The organism is Arthrobacter sp. ATA002, from assembly GCF_026898095.1.
Classification (GTDB): domain Bacteria; phylum Actinomycetota; class Actinomycetes; order Actinomycetales; family Micrococcaceae; genus Arthrobacter_B.
In genome coordinates this window covers 435,005-450,489 of sequence record NZ_CP114015.1, presented here as the reverse complement: position 1 = coordinate 450,489, position 15,485 = coordinate 435,005, and the positions used below count along the sequence as shown (strand labels likewise).

Below are 15,485 nucleotides of genomic sequence, written 5' to 3'. Positions count from 1 at the left end.
CAATTGCCCGTGGCTGCCATTGACGCGCTGGCAGCAGGAGACTTGGAAACCGCCAACCGGCACTCCCCCGTTCCCCTCACCCGGCATTTTTCCTCGGACCGCCAATCGCTGTGGAAAATGCGCAGCGCCCAGCTTGCGGCAGCACCCGACGACGCCTGCTGGATCACCGGGGCGATCGTCGACCAAGTATCGGGGCAGGCTGTGGGCTGCGCAGGTTTCCACGGACCGCCGGATCCGGACGGCATGGTGGAAGTGGGTTATTCCGTGGACCCGTTGTTCCGCCGCAGCGGTTATGCCCGCGCCGCCCTGGAGCTGTTGCTGGCCCGGGCCGCACGTGACCTGGCTTGCCGCACTGTGCGGGCTACCGTCAGTCCGGACAACGCAGCGTCCCGGAACCTGGTGCTGCAGTACGGGTTCGAGGAGAACGGTTCCCAGTGGGATGAGGATGACGGACTGGAGACCATTTTCGAAGTGGCAGCGGGAAACCACGCCGCTTAACCCCAGTAGGCTGACCGGATGCTCCAGGAAAACCTTTTCGCCCAGCAGGCCACCCTAACCACCGCCCGGCTCCGGCTGGAACCGATGGGACCGGAACACTTTGACGGCGCATGGGTTGCCTTGCAGGATACGGAAGCCACACGCTTGACCGGAACCCACGCGGATTTCACCCCCGAACAGATCCGGGCATGGTTAGCCGGGCTCGCCGGACAGCATGACCGCGCAGACTGGGCCGTCATTCGCTGCACCGACGAACAGCACCCAAAGGAACGGTATTTGGGCGAGGTGGTGCTGAACGATCTCGATGCCGACAACGAGTCGGTGGGATTCCGGATTGCCCTGTCCCCCGCCGACGTCCGGGGGCAGGGGTACGGCACCGAGGCGACCCGCGCCGTCGTCGGACACGCTTTTGATGACCTGGGCCTGCACCGGGTGGCGTTGGAAGTCTTTGCGTTCAATCCGCGGGCGCAGCGCGCCTATGAGAAGGCAGGCTTCGCGGTGGAGGGCCGCCAGCGCGAGGCCCTGTACTGGGAGGGTGAGTGGGTGGATGCCATCACCATGGCAATGCTCGCCGGCGATCCGCGGCCCGCCTCTGCTCAGTAACTCAGGCGATGCGGCGGCGGATTTGCACGGCAGCGAGCAGGGTAAACACGACAGTCATAACGCTCAGGACCAGCACGACATAGCTGTTGGTGATCGTCCAGTCCCCCATGGACGCGGTGATGCCGAAGATTTCCTGCAGTTCGACCACGGCACCGGGCTGGTCACCGGCCATGGCCTGCAGTGAATCCGCCGTCATTTCCTGCCGAACCGGAATGGACGCCTGCATGAAGGGCAGCGCGTTGATGACGGTCCGCACGCCGTCGGGCAGGGCGCCCACCGGAATATACGCGCCGGCCAGGAAGCCCAGGATCGTTCCCACAATGGTGGAGAGCGCGGAATAGGCTCCGGCGGTGCGGACAAACGAGACCACAAAGGCGCTCAGCGAGGCAAACGCCAGACAGCTCAGCGCCAGGAAACCGTACACCGTAGCGATTTGGCCGGCACCGAAGCTGACTCCGTCCACCAGGTACAGGTAGGCGAGGCTGATGATCAGCACCACCGTGGTCATGATCAGGGCAACGACGCCGGCGGAGAGCAGATAGCCGAGGATCAGCTTTTCGCGCCGGATGGGTGAGACGAGGAAGTCCCGGAACCGGCCCGACGCCGAATCCTCCACAAAGACGTTCATGGCACCCAAACCGGTGGTGATGGCGGTAATGCCGACAATTCCGGCGAACATCCAGGTGTCCACGAAGGCCTTCACCTCGGCTTCGGTGGCGCCGGGAAAGGACTGCTGCAGGTCATCCACCTGCCCGCTGCCGAGGAACAGGGTGTACAGCAGGAACAGGATCAGCGCGGACAGCAGCGAGAAGAAGACTCCCAGCCGGTCGCGGAAAAACAGGCGGAGGTTACGGGACATCAGGGTGAGGACAACGCTCATGCTGCTTCCCCCTCACGGCCGGTGAGAGCCAGGAACACATCGTCCATGGTGCCGTGCCGGAACTCGAAGTCCAGAACGTGGTCTCCGTGCCGGTTCAGGATCCGGCGGGCAGCGGCGGCGTCGGAGGTCACCAGCCGAACCACTCCGCCGTCGTCCTCCGCGCGGAGTCCCGCCCCCTCCTCAGCCGCCAGCGCCAGCAGCGCACGGCGGTCGTCCGTGGTGATGCTCAGGACCGAACTGCTGTGCCGGGCGCGCAGCTGCGCGGGAGTGCCGTCGGCAATGATCCTGCCGCGGTCAATGATGCAGACCCGGTCCGCCTCCTCGGTCTCCTCCATGTAGTGCGTGGTGAGGAAAACGGTCAGGCCGTGCCGGTCCCGCAGCTCGCGGATGGTGGACCAGACCACCGCACGGCTGGCCGGATCCAGGCCGGCGGTGGGCTCGTCAAGAAAAAGGATCGACGGCGAATGCAGCAGTGCGCGGGCAATATCCACCCGCCGGCGCTGGCCGCCGGAATAGGTCCCGTAGGGCCGGTCCACAAACTCGTCGAGACCGATCAGCACGCTCAGTTCCTGAATCCGGGCCTCATTGGCTGCGGCGTCGCCGGAATAGAATCTGGCCCGCGTCTTCAGGTTCTCCCGGCCGGTGAGCAGCGGGTCAAGGACGGAATCCTGAAAAACCACGCCGATGTTCTTCCGGACGGCACCGCCGGCGGTCCGAACGTCGTCGCCGTCGACCGATGCTTCCCCGGCGTTAAACGGAATGACGGTGGTCAGGCAGGAAATGGTGGTGGATTTGCCGGCGCCGTTGGTGCCCAGGAAAGCGAAGACGCTGCCGGCCTGCACCTCGAAGGACAAGTCGTCGACGGCGGTGGTGGCACCGTATTTCTTGGTCAGTCCGCGGACAGATATTGCTGTCTCCGTGCTCGCAGCCAAAATTCCCCGAATTTCTCGGCCGGCGGCCGGTTGGTATTGCGCCAGAGTCTACGGGAAGCGCCGGTTCAGGCTGGCAGGTCATCCCATTCAAACCATGTGGTGTCCTTGCTTTCCCAGTCCTGACGCAGGATGGCGTAGGCGACAGAGGCTACCCGGGGACCTTCAGCAGTGGGCCAGCCCAGACGGTAGTGGGCTTCCTTCAGGAATCCGGCACGGAGGAAGGTTTTGCGCATGGCAATGTTGTCCTCCCGCGTCTGGCCCTCGAACCGCACCGGTTCCGGAAACTGCTCGAACACTTTGGTACACAGCGCGGTGAGCACCTTCGGTCCCAGCCCTTTGCCGCGAAACTCCTCGGCCAGGCGTAAATCAAACATGGGGGTGTCTTCGTCGAGATCGTCCAGGACCACCAGGCCAATCCGGGAGCCGCCGTCGTTTATCCAGTAGCCCTGAGATTCCTCCGACCAGAAGCGGCCGCCGGCCACGGCTTCACGCGCTGATTCCTCCGAATGGCGGGGCCGCACATGGAAGGGAAACCGGTTGGTCGTCAGGAACCGGACCAGATCGCCGGCCTCCTGCTCGGATTTGGCCATGGGGCTGAAGGTAATGGGCATGGTGGGACTCTATAGAACGACAGTAGGGTGTGGAAACAACACCTGCTTTGGAACTTTCCAACCCACCGACGGGGGAACCATGAAACGCGTTATTTCGACGGGCGAAATCACCGTTGATACGGCAGCGCAGAATCTGCGGGATTTCTTCACCGAGCTTATGCCGCGGACAGGAAAGGTTCGCAGCAGCTCCCGGTTTGATTCCTGGTCCGGCGGCGGCGATGCCCCCGGGACCGTGAACCGGATTACCGCAGATGACCTCATAGCAGCGTCCTTCCGGTCGGTGAAGATTCCGCCGAGGACCGCAATAGCCGTTTTGGAGACGCGGGCGGAGGAAATCTCCGATCTCCTGGCGCAGATTCCCGCAGACGTGGACCTGCCCGACGCCGATCCGGTGCGGGATCTGGGGACCGCCAGCCCCGCCCGCCAGCTGTGGAACCTCCTCCGCGGCAAAGCTGACGACGCCGGCTGGGGTGCCGGTCCGAGCACCACCAGCAAGATCATGGCCCGGAAACGGCCGCGGCTCATCCCGGTCTACGACTCCATCATCCGCCGGGTGACCGCGCTGCCCGGTCCCAAGGACCAGTGGCTTTACTGGCACACGTCCTACGCTGACGGCGTGCTGGCCGAGCGGCTGGCCGAGATCCGGGCCAAGTCCGGGATCACCGAGCCGATTACGGATCTGCGGGAGCTGGACATCGTGCTCTGGATGCACGGCAAGCGGCAGGGTTTCGAGCCGCAGGCCGAGGACCTGGAAACCTGAACGGTTCCCGTTCGGGGAATAGTTCACCCGGTACCTATCGATGCAAGGTAGTCGGTGCTAGCCCTCCTCACCATGGAGTCGGGCCGCGAGAACGTGCTGGTGCAGCTGCGCAAGGGTGTCCTTGAGTACTGCGTGCTGTCCCAGTTGCGCCGCGAGCCCTCATACGGCCTGAAACTTGCCTCCGATCTGGCCGCATACCCCTCGCTCTTCACCAGCGAGGGAACCCTGTATCCGCTGCTGGTCCGGCTGCGGAAACGCGGGTTGGTCGAAACGACGTGGCAGGAGTCGGCAACCGGACCGCCCCGCCGGTACTACAGCGTCACCCCCGCCGGCGAGGAAGCACTGAATGTTTTCCGGTCTGCCGCCCCTGTTTTTCCCGCTGGCCGGCCTGGCCTTCGTACTGGGCGTTGTTGCCCTGGTCCGGCGCCGTCCCCGCCCCCGCAGCGCCTGGGTGGTGACTGTTATCAGCGGCGTCCTGCTGGTGGTCGTCCTGATCATCGGAATCCTGGCCACGCTGGCGCTGTTCTCGATGACCGGCGAGTCCATCTCCGTGCCAGGTTCGCCCAACCCTGCAGTTACGTCGGTGCCCGCCTCGCCTCCCGCGGGCCAGCCCTAGGCGGAGCCGACGTCCCGGCTGCGGAACCCCGCAAATCCGGCCGCCACCAGCACTGCGGCAAATCCGCTCATGATCAGCAGCGGCGCCGCCTCCGGTTCGGCGCCGGGCACCTGCGGTACGTGCGTCAGCGGGGAAAGGTCCATGGCCCACTCGGGCAGGCCGAGCAGCGATCCGAGGAACAGCACGGTTGCCGCCCAGACGACCACCGCCCACGCCAGCGCAGTGATCCGCGGGGCGAGGCCAAAGAGCGCGGCAGCAATGGCTGCCACCAGGGCGATCGCCGGAAGATAGGCGAGCGCGGCCAGCGTCAGTTCTCCGGCCCAGCCGGCGTCGCCGGTGCCGGCAGCGACGCCCAGCCCGGCGCCCAGCCCGACCACCGCCGTCATGACGACGGACTGCAGTGCAACCACGGCCAGCCATCCGGCCAACAGCCCGGCCCGCGAGCTGCCGGTGACCAGCATCTGTTCCGTGCGTCCGGCGTCCTCTTCGGCGCGCAGGCGAAGCACCGCGGTGACGCTGAAAACCAGCGGAGCCACCATCAGGAACGAGAGAATGGCGGAGGCGAAGCTGGTGGTCAGGTTCGCAAGATCCACGGCGATCCACTCCGTGAGTTCAGGGATGTCGGCAAAGGAATCTTCCAGTGAGTTGGCCAGCGTGCCGAAGGCCGCGGCGAACAGAAACGCCGAGGCCGTCCAGACGGTGAAGGAACCGCGCAGCAGCCGGTCCGCCAGTCCGGCCGGGGACAGCAGAGATTGCGGAGCTGCAGCGGGGCCGGGCTGCGGCGCACGCAGTCCGGCACCCAGATCGCGCTGTCCGGCCAGCAGCACAGCCAGCAGCAGAAGCCCGGCGGCCACCAGGACTGACACCACGAGCGGCCACCAGCGCAGGTCCACATACAGGCGCGTCTGCTGGGCCCAGGCAAGGGTGAGAACCAGGACAGCCAGGAGCCCTGGTTGTTGATGACATCCCCGATCCCGCGGATCAGGAAGGCCGCGGCCAGCACCGCCATGGCCATCCCAACCGCCCCGCGGGCGTGTTCGGTCAGCTGCGCCGCCACGGCGGCAACACCGGCGAACACCAGGCCGGTAAGCGCTGTGCCCGCACCGATGGCCAGCGAGCTGGCACCCTCCAGCCCTGAACCCGCAAGGGCCGCTGCGGTGGCTGCTCCCACGGCGGCATTGGCGATGGCGACGGTCAGGAGCGCGGCAGCGGCCGGGGCGAAGCGTCCCACCCGCTGGGCGCGCAGCATTTCCATCCGCCCGGATTCCTCCTCGCCGCGGGTATGCCGCACCACGAGGAGAATGCTCATGATGGCCGCGGCAAGGTAGAGGTACAGCGAAAGCTCGTTGGCCACCATCGCGCCAAAAGTGTAATCCTGGAGCCCGAAAGCCGGTCCGGTCATCATGACGGTTGCCGGATTGGCCAGCAGGTTGGCCCGGGCCTGCAGCGATTCCGGCGTGGTGTAGGTGGTCTCGAAGGTCGCCATCGAACCGGCGACGCCGAGGCCCACGGCAGCGGTCCAGACCAGGATTCGGATCCGGTCCAGGCGCAGGTTCAGGCGCAGCAGCCCGCCGGTGGCAGCCCAGGGGGCGGAGGCATTTTGCTCGGCGGTGCCGCGGGGCGCGACGGCGGTGCTCACTTTGCTGCCTCTTCCACCGCTCCCGCATCACCGTAGTGGCGCAGGAACAGTTCCTCCAGCGACGGCGGGGTGATGGTCAGGTTCTCGACGCCGGCCTCCGCCAAGAGCAGCAGCACCTCGTTGACGCGGGCGTTGTCGACGTCGAAGCGCAGGTAGCCGTCCCCGACACTGAGGTTGTGCACGCCCTCCGCGGCCGAGAGGGCGGCGGGATCCGCCGTCGTCGTCGCAGTTACGGCGGAACGGGTCAGGTGGCGCAGCTGCGAAAGGGTGCCCGTTTCGACGTCGCGTCCGGCCCGGATGATGGTCACCGTGTCACAGAGTTTTTCCACCTCGGCGAGGATGTGGCTCGACAGCAGGACGGTGCGGCCCTGGTTCCGCAGGGATCGGATCTCGTCGGTGAACACGGCTTCCATGAGCGGGTCCAGGCCGGAGGTGGGCTCGTCGAGGAGAAACAGTTCGGCATCGGACGCCAGCGCTGCGACCAGGGCAACTTTTTGCCGGTTGCCTTTGGAATAGGTGCGCGCCTTTTTGGTGGGGTCCAGTTCGAAGCGCTCCAGCAGTTCCTGCCGCCGCTGAGTGTTGGCGTTCCCTTCCCCTTGCTGCCGTGCCGGCCGCCGTTGTGCAGCCGGGTGAAAATGTCGATCGCTTCGCCGCCGGTGAGGTTGGGCCAGAGGCTGGTGTCCCCGGGAACGTAGGCGATGCGCCGGTGGACATTGACGGCGTCGCGCCACGGATCGGCACCGAGGACCCGTGCCGTGCCCGCGTCAGCGCGCAGGACGCCGAGCAGCACGCGGATGGCGGTGGACTTGCCCGCACCGTTCGGTCCCAGGAAACCGGCCACCTGGCCAGCCTCGACGGTGAGGGAGAAGCCGTCCAGGGCCCGGGTGGGGCCGAACGTTTTCACGAGCTTGGCGGTTTCGATGGCGGGCCGGTTCATGGGGAGCTCCGGGTGGGATCCGGTGGAAGTTGAGGGACAGCGCGGGTGTACCCATGGTAGGCAGGTGGCCTCACCGGGTACATGCCCTTCTGTTTCCTCACTGCGGTGCTAACCTGAAGACATTCGAAAGTGTGTTCTAGAGAGGCGGGGTCGTGGCAGTCTTTTCCTCAAACCCTTCCCCGCGCCCGGGCGGCGGGGAAGCCGTAGGAGCGAGCCGCTCCCCGACTCTGCCGGCCGGTTTTGCTTCCCCGGCCCAGGACTATTACGACGCCGGCATCGACCTGAACCGGCACCTGATCCGGGATGCAACGTCCACGTTTATCATGCGGGTTTCCGGTGATGCCATGCACGGCGCCGGTATCAGCGACGGCGACGAGATTATCGTGGACCGGTCCCTGACCCCCAAGGACGGATCCGTCGTCGTCGCCGTCCTGAACGGTGAACTGACCATCCGGCGGCTGCTGCTCACCGGGCACGGAATCTTCCTCCATGCCGACAGCCCCGGATCAACGGATATTCCGGTGCCGGATCCGGCCGAGCTGTCCGTGTGGGGCGTGGTGACCCGGTGCCTGCACCACGTCTGACCATTCGCATCGCTGGTCGGGGCGACGCCAGGCGGCGTGCCACCGACCGACGCGCCCGCAGCCAAGGGGTTCGCCGTGGCTGAGCAGCAGCGGTTCGCCCTGGTGGACGTGAATAGTTTCTACGTCTCCTGCGAGCGCGTCTTTGATCCGTCGCTCGCCGGCATTCCCGTGGTGGTGCTGTCCAACAACGACGGCTGCGTGGTGGCCCGCTCCGATGAGGCCAAGGCTCTGGGCATCAAGACCGGAGAGCCGTGGTTCAAGCTGGCCGAGGCCGCTCCGAAACTCGGCCTGGTGCAGCGCTCGAGCAACTACGAGCTGTACGGAGACCTGAGCTCGCGCGTGATGCAGCTGCTGGCGCGCTTTTCGTCCGAGCAGGAAATCTACTCCATCGATGAGTGCTTCCTGCACCTGCAAGGCACCGACGAGGAGCTGCGCAGCCGGGGAACCGAGATTAGGGCGGCAGTGGCGCGGAACATCGGCCTGCCGGTCTGCGTGGGGATCGGCAGCACGAAAACCCTGGCCAAGTTCGCCAACCGGATCGCCAAGCAAAATCCCCACCTGGGCGGGGTGTGCAACCTCGACGCCCTGGGTGGCGCCGTCGTCGACACCATCATGTCCCGGGTTCCGGTCACCGGCCTGTGGGGCGTGGGCGCGCGCAACGGCACACGGCTGAACGCGCTGGGCATCCACACTGTGGCGGACCTGCGCGACGCGGATCCCGCCGTCATCCGCAGCAAGTTCTCGGTGGTGCTGCAGCGGACGGTGCTGGAACTGAACGGCACCGCCTGCATTCCGATGGAAACCGAATCCGCCGACAAACAGCAGGTGCTCTTTTCACGCAGCTTCGCGACGCCGGTGAGAACGCGGGAGTCGATGCGCCAGGTCATGAGCCTGTACGCGCAGAAGGCCGCCATCCGGTTGGCGAAGGAAGGGCAGCTCGCCACCGTGATGACCGTTTTCGCTTCCACATCGCGGTTCAGCGGCACTGAAGCCTCCTCCCCCTCCGCCACCGTCCGGCTCCAGCGGCCCACTGCTGATCCGCTGGTGCTCACCCGGGCCGCAATAACGGCCATGGATTCCCAGGCAGTTGAGGGTGCCCGGTATGCCAAGGCCGGAATCATGCTCACCGGCCTCTCCCCTGCCGGTGCCGAGCCGGTGTTTGACCTCTTCGATGCCGGACCGGAGCAGAAAGACATCGGCCCGCTGCTGGCGAAGGTCACCGACAAGTACGGCGCCGCCAGCATCGGCCTGGGGCTGGCCGGGATGGCATCGAAGAAGCCGGACTGGACCATGGCGCGGAATTTTGCCTCGCCGCGCTACACCACCGAGTGGTCGGACCTGCCCGTGGTGAAGGCGGTCTAATATTCTTCCAGCGGAAGGGCTCGCAGCCCGAGCCGTGGGACGCTGGGAACATGGATTTGTTGGTCTCGTCCGCGCTCACGATCCCGGCATCGGAGTTGAACTGGCGCTTTTCCCGCTCCTCCGGGCCGGGCGGCCAGCACGTGAACACCTCGGACAGCCGCGCCTCCGTATCCTGGAACATCGCCGAGTCGGCGGTGTTGTCCGACGGCCAGCGGGAGCTGCTGCTCAACCGCCTGCAGCGTCGCCTGATCAACGGCGTGGTCACGGTGACCGCCTCCGAACAACGCTCACAGCTGCGCAACCGGGAGATAGCCCTGACCAAGCTGGCTGAGTTAGTGGCGGATGGTCTGGCCCCCGAGCCGGCCCGCCGAAGAAAGACCAAGGCTACTCGGGGCTCAAATTACCGGCGGCTCGATGCCAAGAAGCAGCGGGCTGCTACAAAACAGCAGCGGAGGCGTCCGCCGTCCGACTAGCCTCTGCAGCGGAAGCAGGCGTGTTCTCCGTTCCTCCTGCACCATGAACCCGGCTCCGGAGCCCGTCCAGTGCCGGAGGCGGAAGCGAAAGGCCTGCCTTTTGACCACGACGCCATCAGTCGGTGTGAGCCGCAGGCCCCGGTGAACGGCGCCGTCCGCGCAGTTCTTTCACAGCATGACTTCACGCTCTTGGCGCCCCCGGCGGGTAGCCAACCTAGCCCGCCGGGGCGAGCCCGGCCTACCCTTGGCGCAGGTGCGGGCGGCGAATCTCATCCGTGGCAGTCCCGCATTTCCGGCTTCACCGGTGCTGCCCCGGGGACACGACACCCCGAGTACGGCTCTCCCGCCGAAAGGAACCGCCATGACCGACTCCCCTGCTCAGTCCCCGCGCGACGCACTCGCGATCGCTGCCGACATCCGCTCCGGGGCCACCAACGCCGCCGAGGTCCTGGAACAGGCGATCAGCCGTATCAAGGAGCTCAACCCTCAGCTCAACTCCGTGGTCGCGACCCGCTTCGACGAGGCCCGCGCCGAGGTCGAGGCAGGCCTGCCCGACGGGCCGCTGCGGGGAGTGCCGATCCTCATCAAGAACCTCGGCACCGACGTCAAGGGCTGCCCGCCACGGACGGGTCGCGGCTGTTCGCGGACGTGGTGGCGACCGTCGACAGCACCGTCGTGCAGCGTTACAAGGCCGCGGGCATGGTGGTTCTGGGGATGACCAACGCGCCGGAGTTCGGCAAGACCACCACCACCGAACCGCTCCTGTACGGCGCGTGCCACAACCCCTGGAACACCGAATACTCCACGGGCGGATCCAGCGGCGGTTCGGCGGCGTCCGTGGCGTCGGGCATGGTCCCGGTGGCGCACGGCACCGACGGCGGCGGCTCGATCCGGATTCCGGCCGCCATGTGCGGGTTGGTCGGCCTCAAGCCGAGCCGTGGCCGGGTGCCCGCGTGGCCAAATCCCATCGCGCTTGCCTCGCCCGTCACATACCACCACGCGCTGACGACCACGGTTCGTGACAGTGCCGCCCTGCTCGACGCGGTCGCCGGCCACCATCCGGGCGATTCCTTCGGCGCCCCCACCCCGCCGCGCCCGTTCCTCGAGGAGGTGGGCGCCGACGCCGGCCGCCTGCGTATTGGGCTGATCCGGATCGCACCGGGCCCGTTCCCCACCGACGCCGCCTGCACGGCCGCCGTCGACCGTGCTGCCGCTCTGCTGACCGACCTGGGTCACGAGGTGCGCGAGATCGAGCTGGGCCTGGACATGATGGAGGTGCTCGCCGCCGGCGGGACCATCATGGCGGCGGAAACGCAGGCGCAGATCAACGACCGCCTCGCCGCGCTGGGACGGGAACTGGCCGACGACGACATCGAGCCGTGGAGCCGGGCCACCCTGGACAGCGCCAGGAACAACGCCGCCTCCGACCTCGCCAAGGCGCTGCAGACCGCGCAGCGCACCGGCTGGCGCGTCGCCGAGCAGTTCGGACCCGACGGAGTGGACGTGATTCTGCTGCCTACCCGGGCCCAGACCACGCCGAAGCTGGGTTATCTGGACGTGAGGGATCCGGAGACAATGGGGCCGCGGACCTCGCGCTTCGCGGTCTGCACCAACATGTTCAACCTCTCGGGGCAGCCGGCCATCTCACTTCCGATTGGTACCGATGACAACGGAATGCCCGTGGGCGTACAGCTGATGGCCGACCTCGCGCGCGAGGACCTGTTACTGCGGTTGGCCGGCCAGCTTGAGGCGGCGGCGCCGTGGCAGCGGGTCGCCACCGGCTACCAGGGTTGGTGACCGGCGGGTGCCGGCCGCAAACGCAAAAAGAGGCCTGCTTCCCTTTATCTGTAAGGAAGCAGACCTCTTCAAACGGTGGAGCTTAGGGGAATCGAACCCCTGACCTTTTCATTGCGAACGAAACGCTCTACCAACTGAGCTAAAGCCCCGTCCCCGGGCACCAGCCGGGCGGCTCCGGAGAGCTAACCCCGATTCTAGACCCGCGCCCGTACCCCCGCGCAAATCGCAGCTGCCAAACGAGTGCGCCCGGGGCCTGAACCGGCGCTGGCCCTGCCTCCGACGCCGAACCCCGGGCTATCCTGACAGCGCCGGATCCGCACCTGTACTCAGCGAAACGCAGAAACGCAAAGGAGCAGTGCCATGTCCCTCATCGAAGATGTGCTTAGCGAACGGCCCGACGGCGCCGGAACCGACCTGCTGGCTGTTACCAGCTGTGTCATCGCGTGCTTTGACTGCGTCCAGGTCTGCAACGCCTGCGCCGATGCGTGCCTGAGCGAAGACATGCTGGGCGACATGGTGGAGTGCATCCGGACGGACCTGAACTGCGCCGACATCTGCGCCGCCACCGGGGCCACCGTGGCCCGCACCGGAACCCGGTACGGCGGATACGACGGAAGCACCGCCGCCCTGCTGCGTGCCTGTGCGTCCGCCTGCCATCAGTGCGCCGAAGAGTGCGAGCAGCATGCCGCTGAGCACGGACACTGCCGGATCTGCGCCGAGACCTGCCGCCGGTGCGCGGAAATGTGCGGACAGCTGCTGGTGATCATGGAACGGGGCTGACTGTTTTCGAAAGCAAACGCGCCTCCACAGAAACAAGCACCTGGGACAGGAACAAGCACCCGGGACGACGGCGCCGGCTGGTCTAGGTTCCCGTGGCCAGCACCATGCCGCGCAGGTAGGCCGCCTGTCCCGCGTGTTCGAGTCCGTCCCCCAGAACGCTGACCAGCCGGACGCCCAGGGTGACCGGTGGATCCCAGGCGGTGTCCACCACCTGGTCCAGGTCCCCGCCGGACACACCCGAGACAAAGGCGGCTGTGCGCGAATGCACCGCCCCGTAGTAGTTCAGCAGGACATCCGCCGACTGCACCCGGACGAGGCCGACCTGCCCGGAATCATGCCCGTAACCGGTATCGTCCACCGTCAGCGGCAGGCCCATCCGGCTGTACCAGCCTTCGGCGGTCCAGGCCTGTTCGTGTCCGGCCAGGGGAGCAACCTGGGCATCCTCGCTCCGCGCCAAATGCCAGATCAGCCAGGAGATGGAGTTCCCCGCCGGATACGGACGGTAGTTTAGGGCTGCCGCGTCCAGTCCGTGCACCGCTCCGCGCACTGCCTGGGGCAGGCGGCCGAAGGCATCAATGAGTAAATCGCTCTGTTCCATGGCGGTGAGCTCCAAGGGTCCGTTTCGGCGCCGGCCTGCGGCAGGATCGCCGCCATCCTTTCATGCGCGGGACGGCCGGGAAAGGGCGGAAGCGCAGAACCGTTGTGCTTCAAAAATCAGTGCGGACCCGGGTTCTTTCTGCCCGCCGCAGCCATAACATTGCCATATGAGCTGGACTGATGAGCGTCCTCCCTGGCTTCCACCCCTGCCGTCCGCAAACCGCGGGAGAGTCCGGATTGTCGTGGGCATGACCCTGGTCATTACCGTCATGCTCGGCATCCTCGTCGTCGCTTTCCTGGGTGAAACGCTGAGCATGTACACGTGGTGGCCGCTGGCCATCGGCCTGGCGTTCCTCATGTCCGGGCTGCTGAGCCGCCGCCGCATGCCGTGACCGGCCTCTTTCCCGGCTATAAAGCGGGTTAGGCAAGCTTTCTCTTGCTGGAAAAGCTATTCCGGCGGGCCTATAACGAAACCATGAAAAGGCTTTCAGTGATCCGGAAATATCCGGTGGTGGCGGCAACGGCCGTCGTCGGGCTGGCGGTCCTGCTGCTGCTCGGAACCGGGTGGCGCGATGCCGCCGCCTGGCTCGCTTCCGGGTATGCCCTGCTGGTCGCCGCAGTGACCGGCGCCCAAATGATCCGCGACCTGCGCCGCGGCCACTGGGGACTCGATGTCCTGGCGGTGCTCGCCATCCTCGCCACGGTAGCAGTGGGCGAATACGTTGCCGCCCTGATCATTGTGCTGATGCTCTCGGGCGGCCAGGCCCTGGAAGACTATGCCGCCAGCCGGGCCCGCAGCGAGCTCGATGCGCTGCTGGAACGGGCACCCCAGACAGCGCACCGGTTGGACGCCGGGAGCGGGACACCAACCGATGTCCCTGCCGCCGACGTCGTTATCGGAGACGTCCTGCTGGTCAAGCCCGCAGAGCTGGTTCCCGTGGACGGCGTACTGCTCAGTGCCGAAGCATCCTTTGACGAGTCGTCACTGACCGGAGAGTCCCTGCCGGTCACCCGCACCGCGGGAGAGCGTGATGAGTGGATCCGTGAACGGATCCCATGCCGTGCGGATCCGGGCCACCGCGACGACGGAGAACAGCCAGTACCAGCGGATCGTGGCGCTGGTCCGGGAAGCCTCGGAATCCAAAGCACCGGTGGTGCGGCTCGCGGACCGGTTCGCAGTGCCGTTTACTGCGGTTTCCCTGGCCATCGCCGGTGCTGCCTGGCTGCTCAGCGGAGATCCGGTGCGCTTCGCCGAGGTATTGGTGCTGGCCACTCCATGCCCGCTGCTGATCGCTGCCCCGGTGGCCTTCCTGGGCGGGATGAGCCGCTCCGCCCGCAGCGGCATCATCGTCAAAGGCGGAGCCACGCTGCAGCAGCTGGCCCGGGCCCGGAGCATTGCGTTCGACAAGACCGGCACCCTGACCTACGGCAGGCCGCGCCTGGTGTCCGTTCACCCCGAGCCGCCGTTCACCGCCGATGAGGTGCTGCAGCTCGCTGCCTCCGCCGAGCAGTACTCCTCCCATGTGCTGGCTGCCGCCGTGCAAACTGCTGCCCTGGACCGCGGACTGGCCCTTCGCCCGGCACTCTCGGCATCGGAAGTGGCCACCAACGGAGTGCAGGCGCTCATTGGCGGGCGCACCGTACTGGTGGGCAAGCACCGGTTTGTGGCGGCTGCGGTCACCGGCACGGTTACGACACCCGCCTCGGGCCGGCTCATGGTCTACGTCGGAATTGACGGCCGGTTCGCGGGCACGCTGGCCCTCAGTGATACTCCGCGGGACAACGCGCGCGCCACTCTGGACCGGCTGGCGGCGCTCGGGCTGGAAGCACCGGTGATGCTTACCGGAGACGGCCGGATCTCGGCGGAAACCACCGCTGCCGCGCTGGGCATATCGACTGTTCACGCCGAGCTGCTGCCCGAGGACAAGGTCCGCCTGGTCGCGGCCCTGCCACAGCGGCCGGTGATCATGGTTGGTGACGGCGTGAATGACGCGCCGGTGCTGGCCGCCGCCGACGTCGGGATTGCCATGGGCGCCCGCGGGTCCACGGCCGCCGGGGAGTCCGCCGATGCCGTGATTGTCACCGACGACATCTCCAAAGTGGCCGACGCCGTCGACATCGGCCGGCGGACGATGCGTGTGGCGCTGGGCAGCATCTGGCTGGGCATCAGCCTCAGCGTGGGGCTGATGCTTACCGCCGCCTTTGGGTTCATCCCCGCCGTCGCCGGGGCCCTGACCCAGGAACTGGTGGATCTGGCCGCCATCCTAAATGCGCTGCGCGCGCTGGGCGCCGGAAGATCGGCGGCACCGGCGCCTGCCGTTCCGCCGGAGCCCCGGACAGTGCGTGAAGTGCGGGCCTAGGGAAGAATGGTGTCCGCTTCGCAGCCCGGGGCAAACCCTGCATCCGGACCAGCTCC

The 15,485-nt window shown here is 66.8% G+C and carries 17 protein-coding genes, 1 tRNA gene and 3 pseudogenes; 13 read left to right on the top strand and 8 right to left on the bottom strand.

The features are described from left to right. Window positions 1-9 precede the first annotated feature (9 nt). Both OL239_RS02355 and OL239_RS02350 read left to right on the top strand, forming a co-directional pair. Window positions 10-498 (top strand): GNAT family N-acetyltransferase, encoded by a 489-nt coding sequence (locus OL239_RS02355; protein ID WP_268910570.1) that lies wholly within the window; start codon window positions 10-12, stop codon window positions 496-498. Between the two features lie 18 nt (window positions 499-516). After that, window positions 517-1,101: a GNAT family N-acetyltransferase gene (locus OL239_RS02350; RefSeq protein ID WP_268910569.1), complete on the top strand. Its 585-nt coding sequence runs from the start codon at window positions 517-519 to the stop codon at window positions 1,099-1,101. A gap of 1 nt (window position 1,102) precedes the next feature. Here the strand turns inward: OL239_RS02350 and OL239_RS02345 are convergent, their stop codons facing one another. From OL239_RS02345 to OL239_RS02335, 3 genes are all read right to left on the bottom strand, one after another. Beyond that, complete coding sequence (locus tag OL239_RS02345; protein ID WP_268910568.1) at window positions 1,103-1,981, bottom strand: ABC transporter permease; 879 nt, start codon at window positions 1,979-1,981, stop codon at window positions 1,103-1,105. Beyond that, window positions 1,978-2,913 (bottom strand): ABC transporter ATP-binding protein, encoded by a 936-nt coding sequence (locus OL239_RS02340; protein ID WP_268910567.1) that lies wholly within the window; start codon window positions 2,911-2,913, stop codon window positions 1,978-1,980. The genes OL239_RS02345 and OL239_RS02340 overlap by 4 nt, the downstream gene beginning before the upstream one ends. Before the next feature lie 65 nt (window positions 2,914-2,978). Then, entirely contained in the window at window positions 2,979-3,524 is a 546-nt protein-coding gene (locus tag OL239_RS02335) for a GNAT family N-acetyltransferase (protein ID WP_268910566.1), read from the bottom strand. 79 nt (window positions 3,525-3,603) lie between these two features. Here OL239_RS02335 and OL239_RS02330 point away from each other — a divergent pair, with 79 nt between their 5' ends. The 3 genes and pseudogenes from OL239_RS02330 (at window position 3,604) to OL239_RS02320 (ending at window position 4,900) form a co-directional block, all read left to right on the top strand. Further along, window positions 3,604-4,284: a DUF6308 family protein gene (locus OL239_RS02330; protein ID WP_268910565.1), complete on the top strand. Its 681-nt coding sequence runs from the start codon at window positions 3,604-3,606 to the stop codon at window positions 4,282-4,284. 72 nt (window positions 4,285-4,356) lie between these two features. After that, window positions 4,357-4,617: pseudogene (locus OL239_RS02325) on the top strand (PadR family transcriptional regulator); the annotation flags it as partial. A 13-nt stretch (window positions 4,618-4,630) separates the two neighbouring features. Continuing rightward, entirely contained in the window at window positions 4,631-4,900 is a 270-nt protein-coding gene (locus tag OL239_RS02320) for a hypothetical protein (RefSeq protein WP_268910564.1), read from the top strand. Here OL239_RS02320 and OL239_RS02315 read toward each other — a convergent pair. From OL239_RS02315 to OL239_RS02305, 3 genes and pseudogenes are all read right to left on the bottom strand, one after another. Beyond that, on the bottom strand, window positions 4,897-5,493 hold the full coding sequence (locus tag OL239_RS02315) for a hypothetical protein (RefSeq protein WP_268910563.1): 597 nt from the start codon (window positions 5,491-5,493) through the stop codon (window positions 4,897-4,899). The two genes, OL239_RS02320 and OL239_RS02315, sit on opposite strands and share 4 nt — an antisense overlap. Next, window positions 5,475-6,539 carry a hypothetical protein gene (locus OL239_RS02310; protein WP_268910562.1) on the bottom strand — a complete coding sequence of 355 codons (1,065 nt, stop codon included), beginning with the start codon at window positions 6,537-6,539 and terminating at the stop codon, window positions 5,475-5,477. Before OL239_RS02310 ends, OL239_RS02315 begins: the two co-directional genes overlap by 19 nt. Beyond that, window positions 6,536-7,476, bottom strand: a pseudogene (locus OL239_RS02305) (ATP-binding cassette domain-containing protein). Before OL239_RS02305 ends, OL239_RS02310 begins: the two are co-directional and overlap by 4 nt. A gap of 227 nt (window positions 7,477-7,703) precedes the next feature. Here OL239_RS02305 and OL239_RS02300 point away from each other — a divergent pair. The 5 genes from OL239_RS02300 to OL239_RS02280 all read left to right on the top strand — a co-directional run bounded on the left by OL239_RS02300 (window position 7,704) and on the right by OL239_RS02280 (window position 11,692). Beyond that, window positions 7,704-8,060: a LexA family protein gene (locus tag OL239_RS02300; RefSeq protein ID WP_268911642.1), complete on the top strand. Its 357-nt coding sequence runs from the start codon at window positions 7,704-7,706 to the stop codon at window positions 8,058-8,060. 75 nt (window positions 8,061-8,135) lie between these two features. Further along, complete coding sequence (locus OL239_RS02295; RefSeq protein ID WP_268910561.1) at window positions 8,136-9,422, top strand: Y-family DNA polymerase; 1,287 nt, start codon at window positions 8,136-8,138, stop codon at window positions 9,420-9,422. A gap of 50 nt (window positions 9,423-9,472) precedes the next feature. Beyond that, window positions 9,473-9,895, top strand: coding sequence for an alternative ribosome rescue aminoacyl-tRNA hydrolase ArfB (gene arfB / locus OL239_RS02290; RefSeq protein WP_268910560.1), 423 nt, complete (start codon window positions 9,473-9,475; stop codon window positions 9,893-9,895). Between the two features lie 361 nt (window positions 9,896-10,256). Continuing rightward, a complete protein-coding gene (locus OL239_RS02285; protein WP_268910559.1) occupies window positions 10,257-10,613 on the top strand; it encodes an amidase family protein in 357 nt (118 codons plus the stop codon). Then, window positions 10,547-11,692, top strand: a complete 1,146-nt coding sequence (locus OL239_RS02280) for an amidase (RefSeq protein ID WP_268910558.1) — start codon at window positions 10,547-10,549, stop codon at window positions 11,690-11,692. The genes OL239_RS02285 and OL239_RS02280 overlap by 67 nt, the downstream gene beginning before the upstream one ends. 76 nt (window positions 11,693-11,768) lie before the next feature. On the opposite strand, the gene OL239_RS02275 is transcribed toward OL239_RS02280, so the two are convergent. Then, a tRNA-Ala gene (locus tag OL239_RS02275) sits at window positions 11,769-11,841 on the bottom strand. A gap of 211 nt (window positions 11,842-12,052) precedes the next feature. Here OL239_RS02275 and OL239_RS02270 point away from each other — a divergent pair. Further along, on the top strand, window positions 12,053-12,472 hold the full coding sequence (locus OL239_RS02270; RefSeq protein ID WP_268910557.1) for a four-helix bundle copper-binding protein: 420 nt from the start codon (window positions 12,053-12,055) through the stop codon (window positions 12,470-12,472). Between the two features lie 82 nt (window positions 12,473-12,554). Here the strand turns inward: OL239_RS02270 and OL239_RS02265 are convergent, their stop codons facing one another. Next, window positions 12,555-13,070 (bottom strand): mycothiol transferase, encoded by a 516-nt coding sequence (locus OL239_RS02265; protein WP_268910556.1) that lies wholly within the window; start codon window positions 13,068-13,070, stop codon window positions 12,555-12,557. A gap of 166 nt (window positions 13,071-13,236) precedes the next feature. Here OL239_RS02265 and OL239_RS02260 point away from each other — a divergent pair, with 166 nt between their 5' ends. Then, complete coding sequence (locus tag OL239_RS02260) at window positions 13,237-13,461, top strand: hypothetical protein (RefSeq protein ID WP_268910555.1); 225 nt, start codon at window positions 13,237-13,239, stop codon at window positions 13,459-13,461. Window positions 13,462-13,544: 83 nt separating this feature from the next. Beyond that, window positions 13,545-15,429, top strand: a pseudogene (locus tag OL239_RS02255) (heavy metal translocating P-type ATPase). Window positions 15,430-15,485 lie beyond the last annotated feature (56 nt).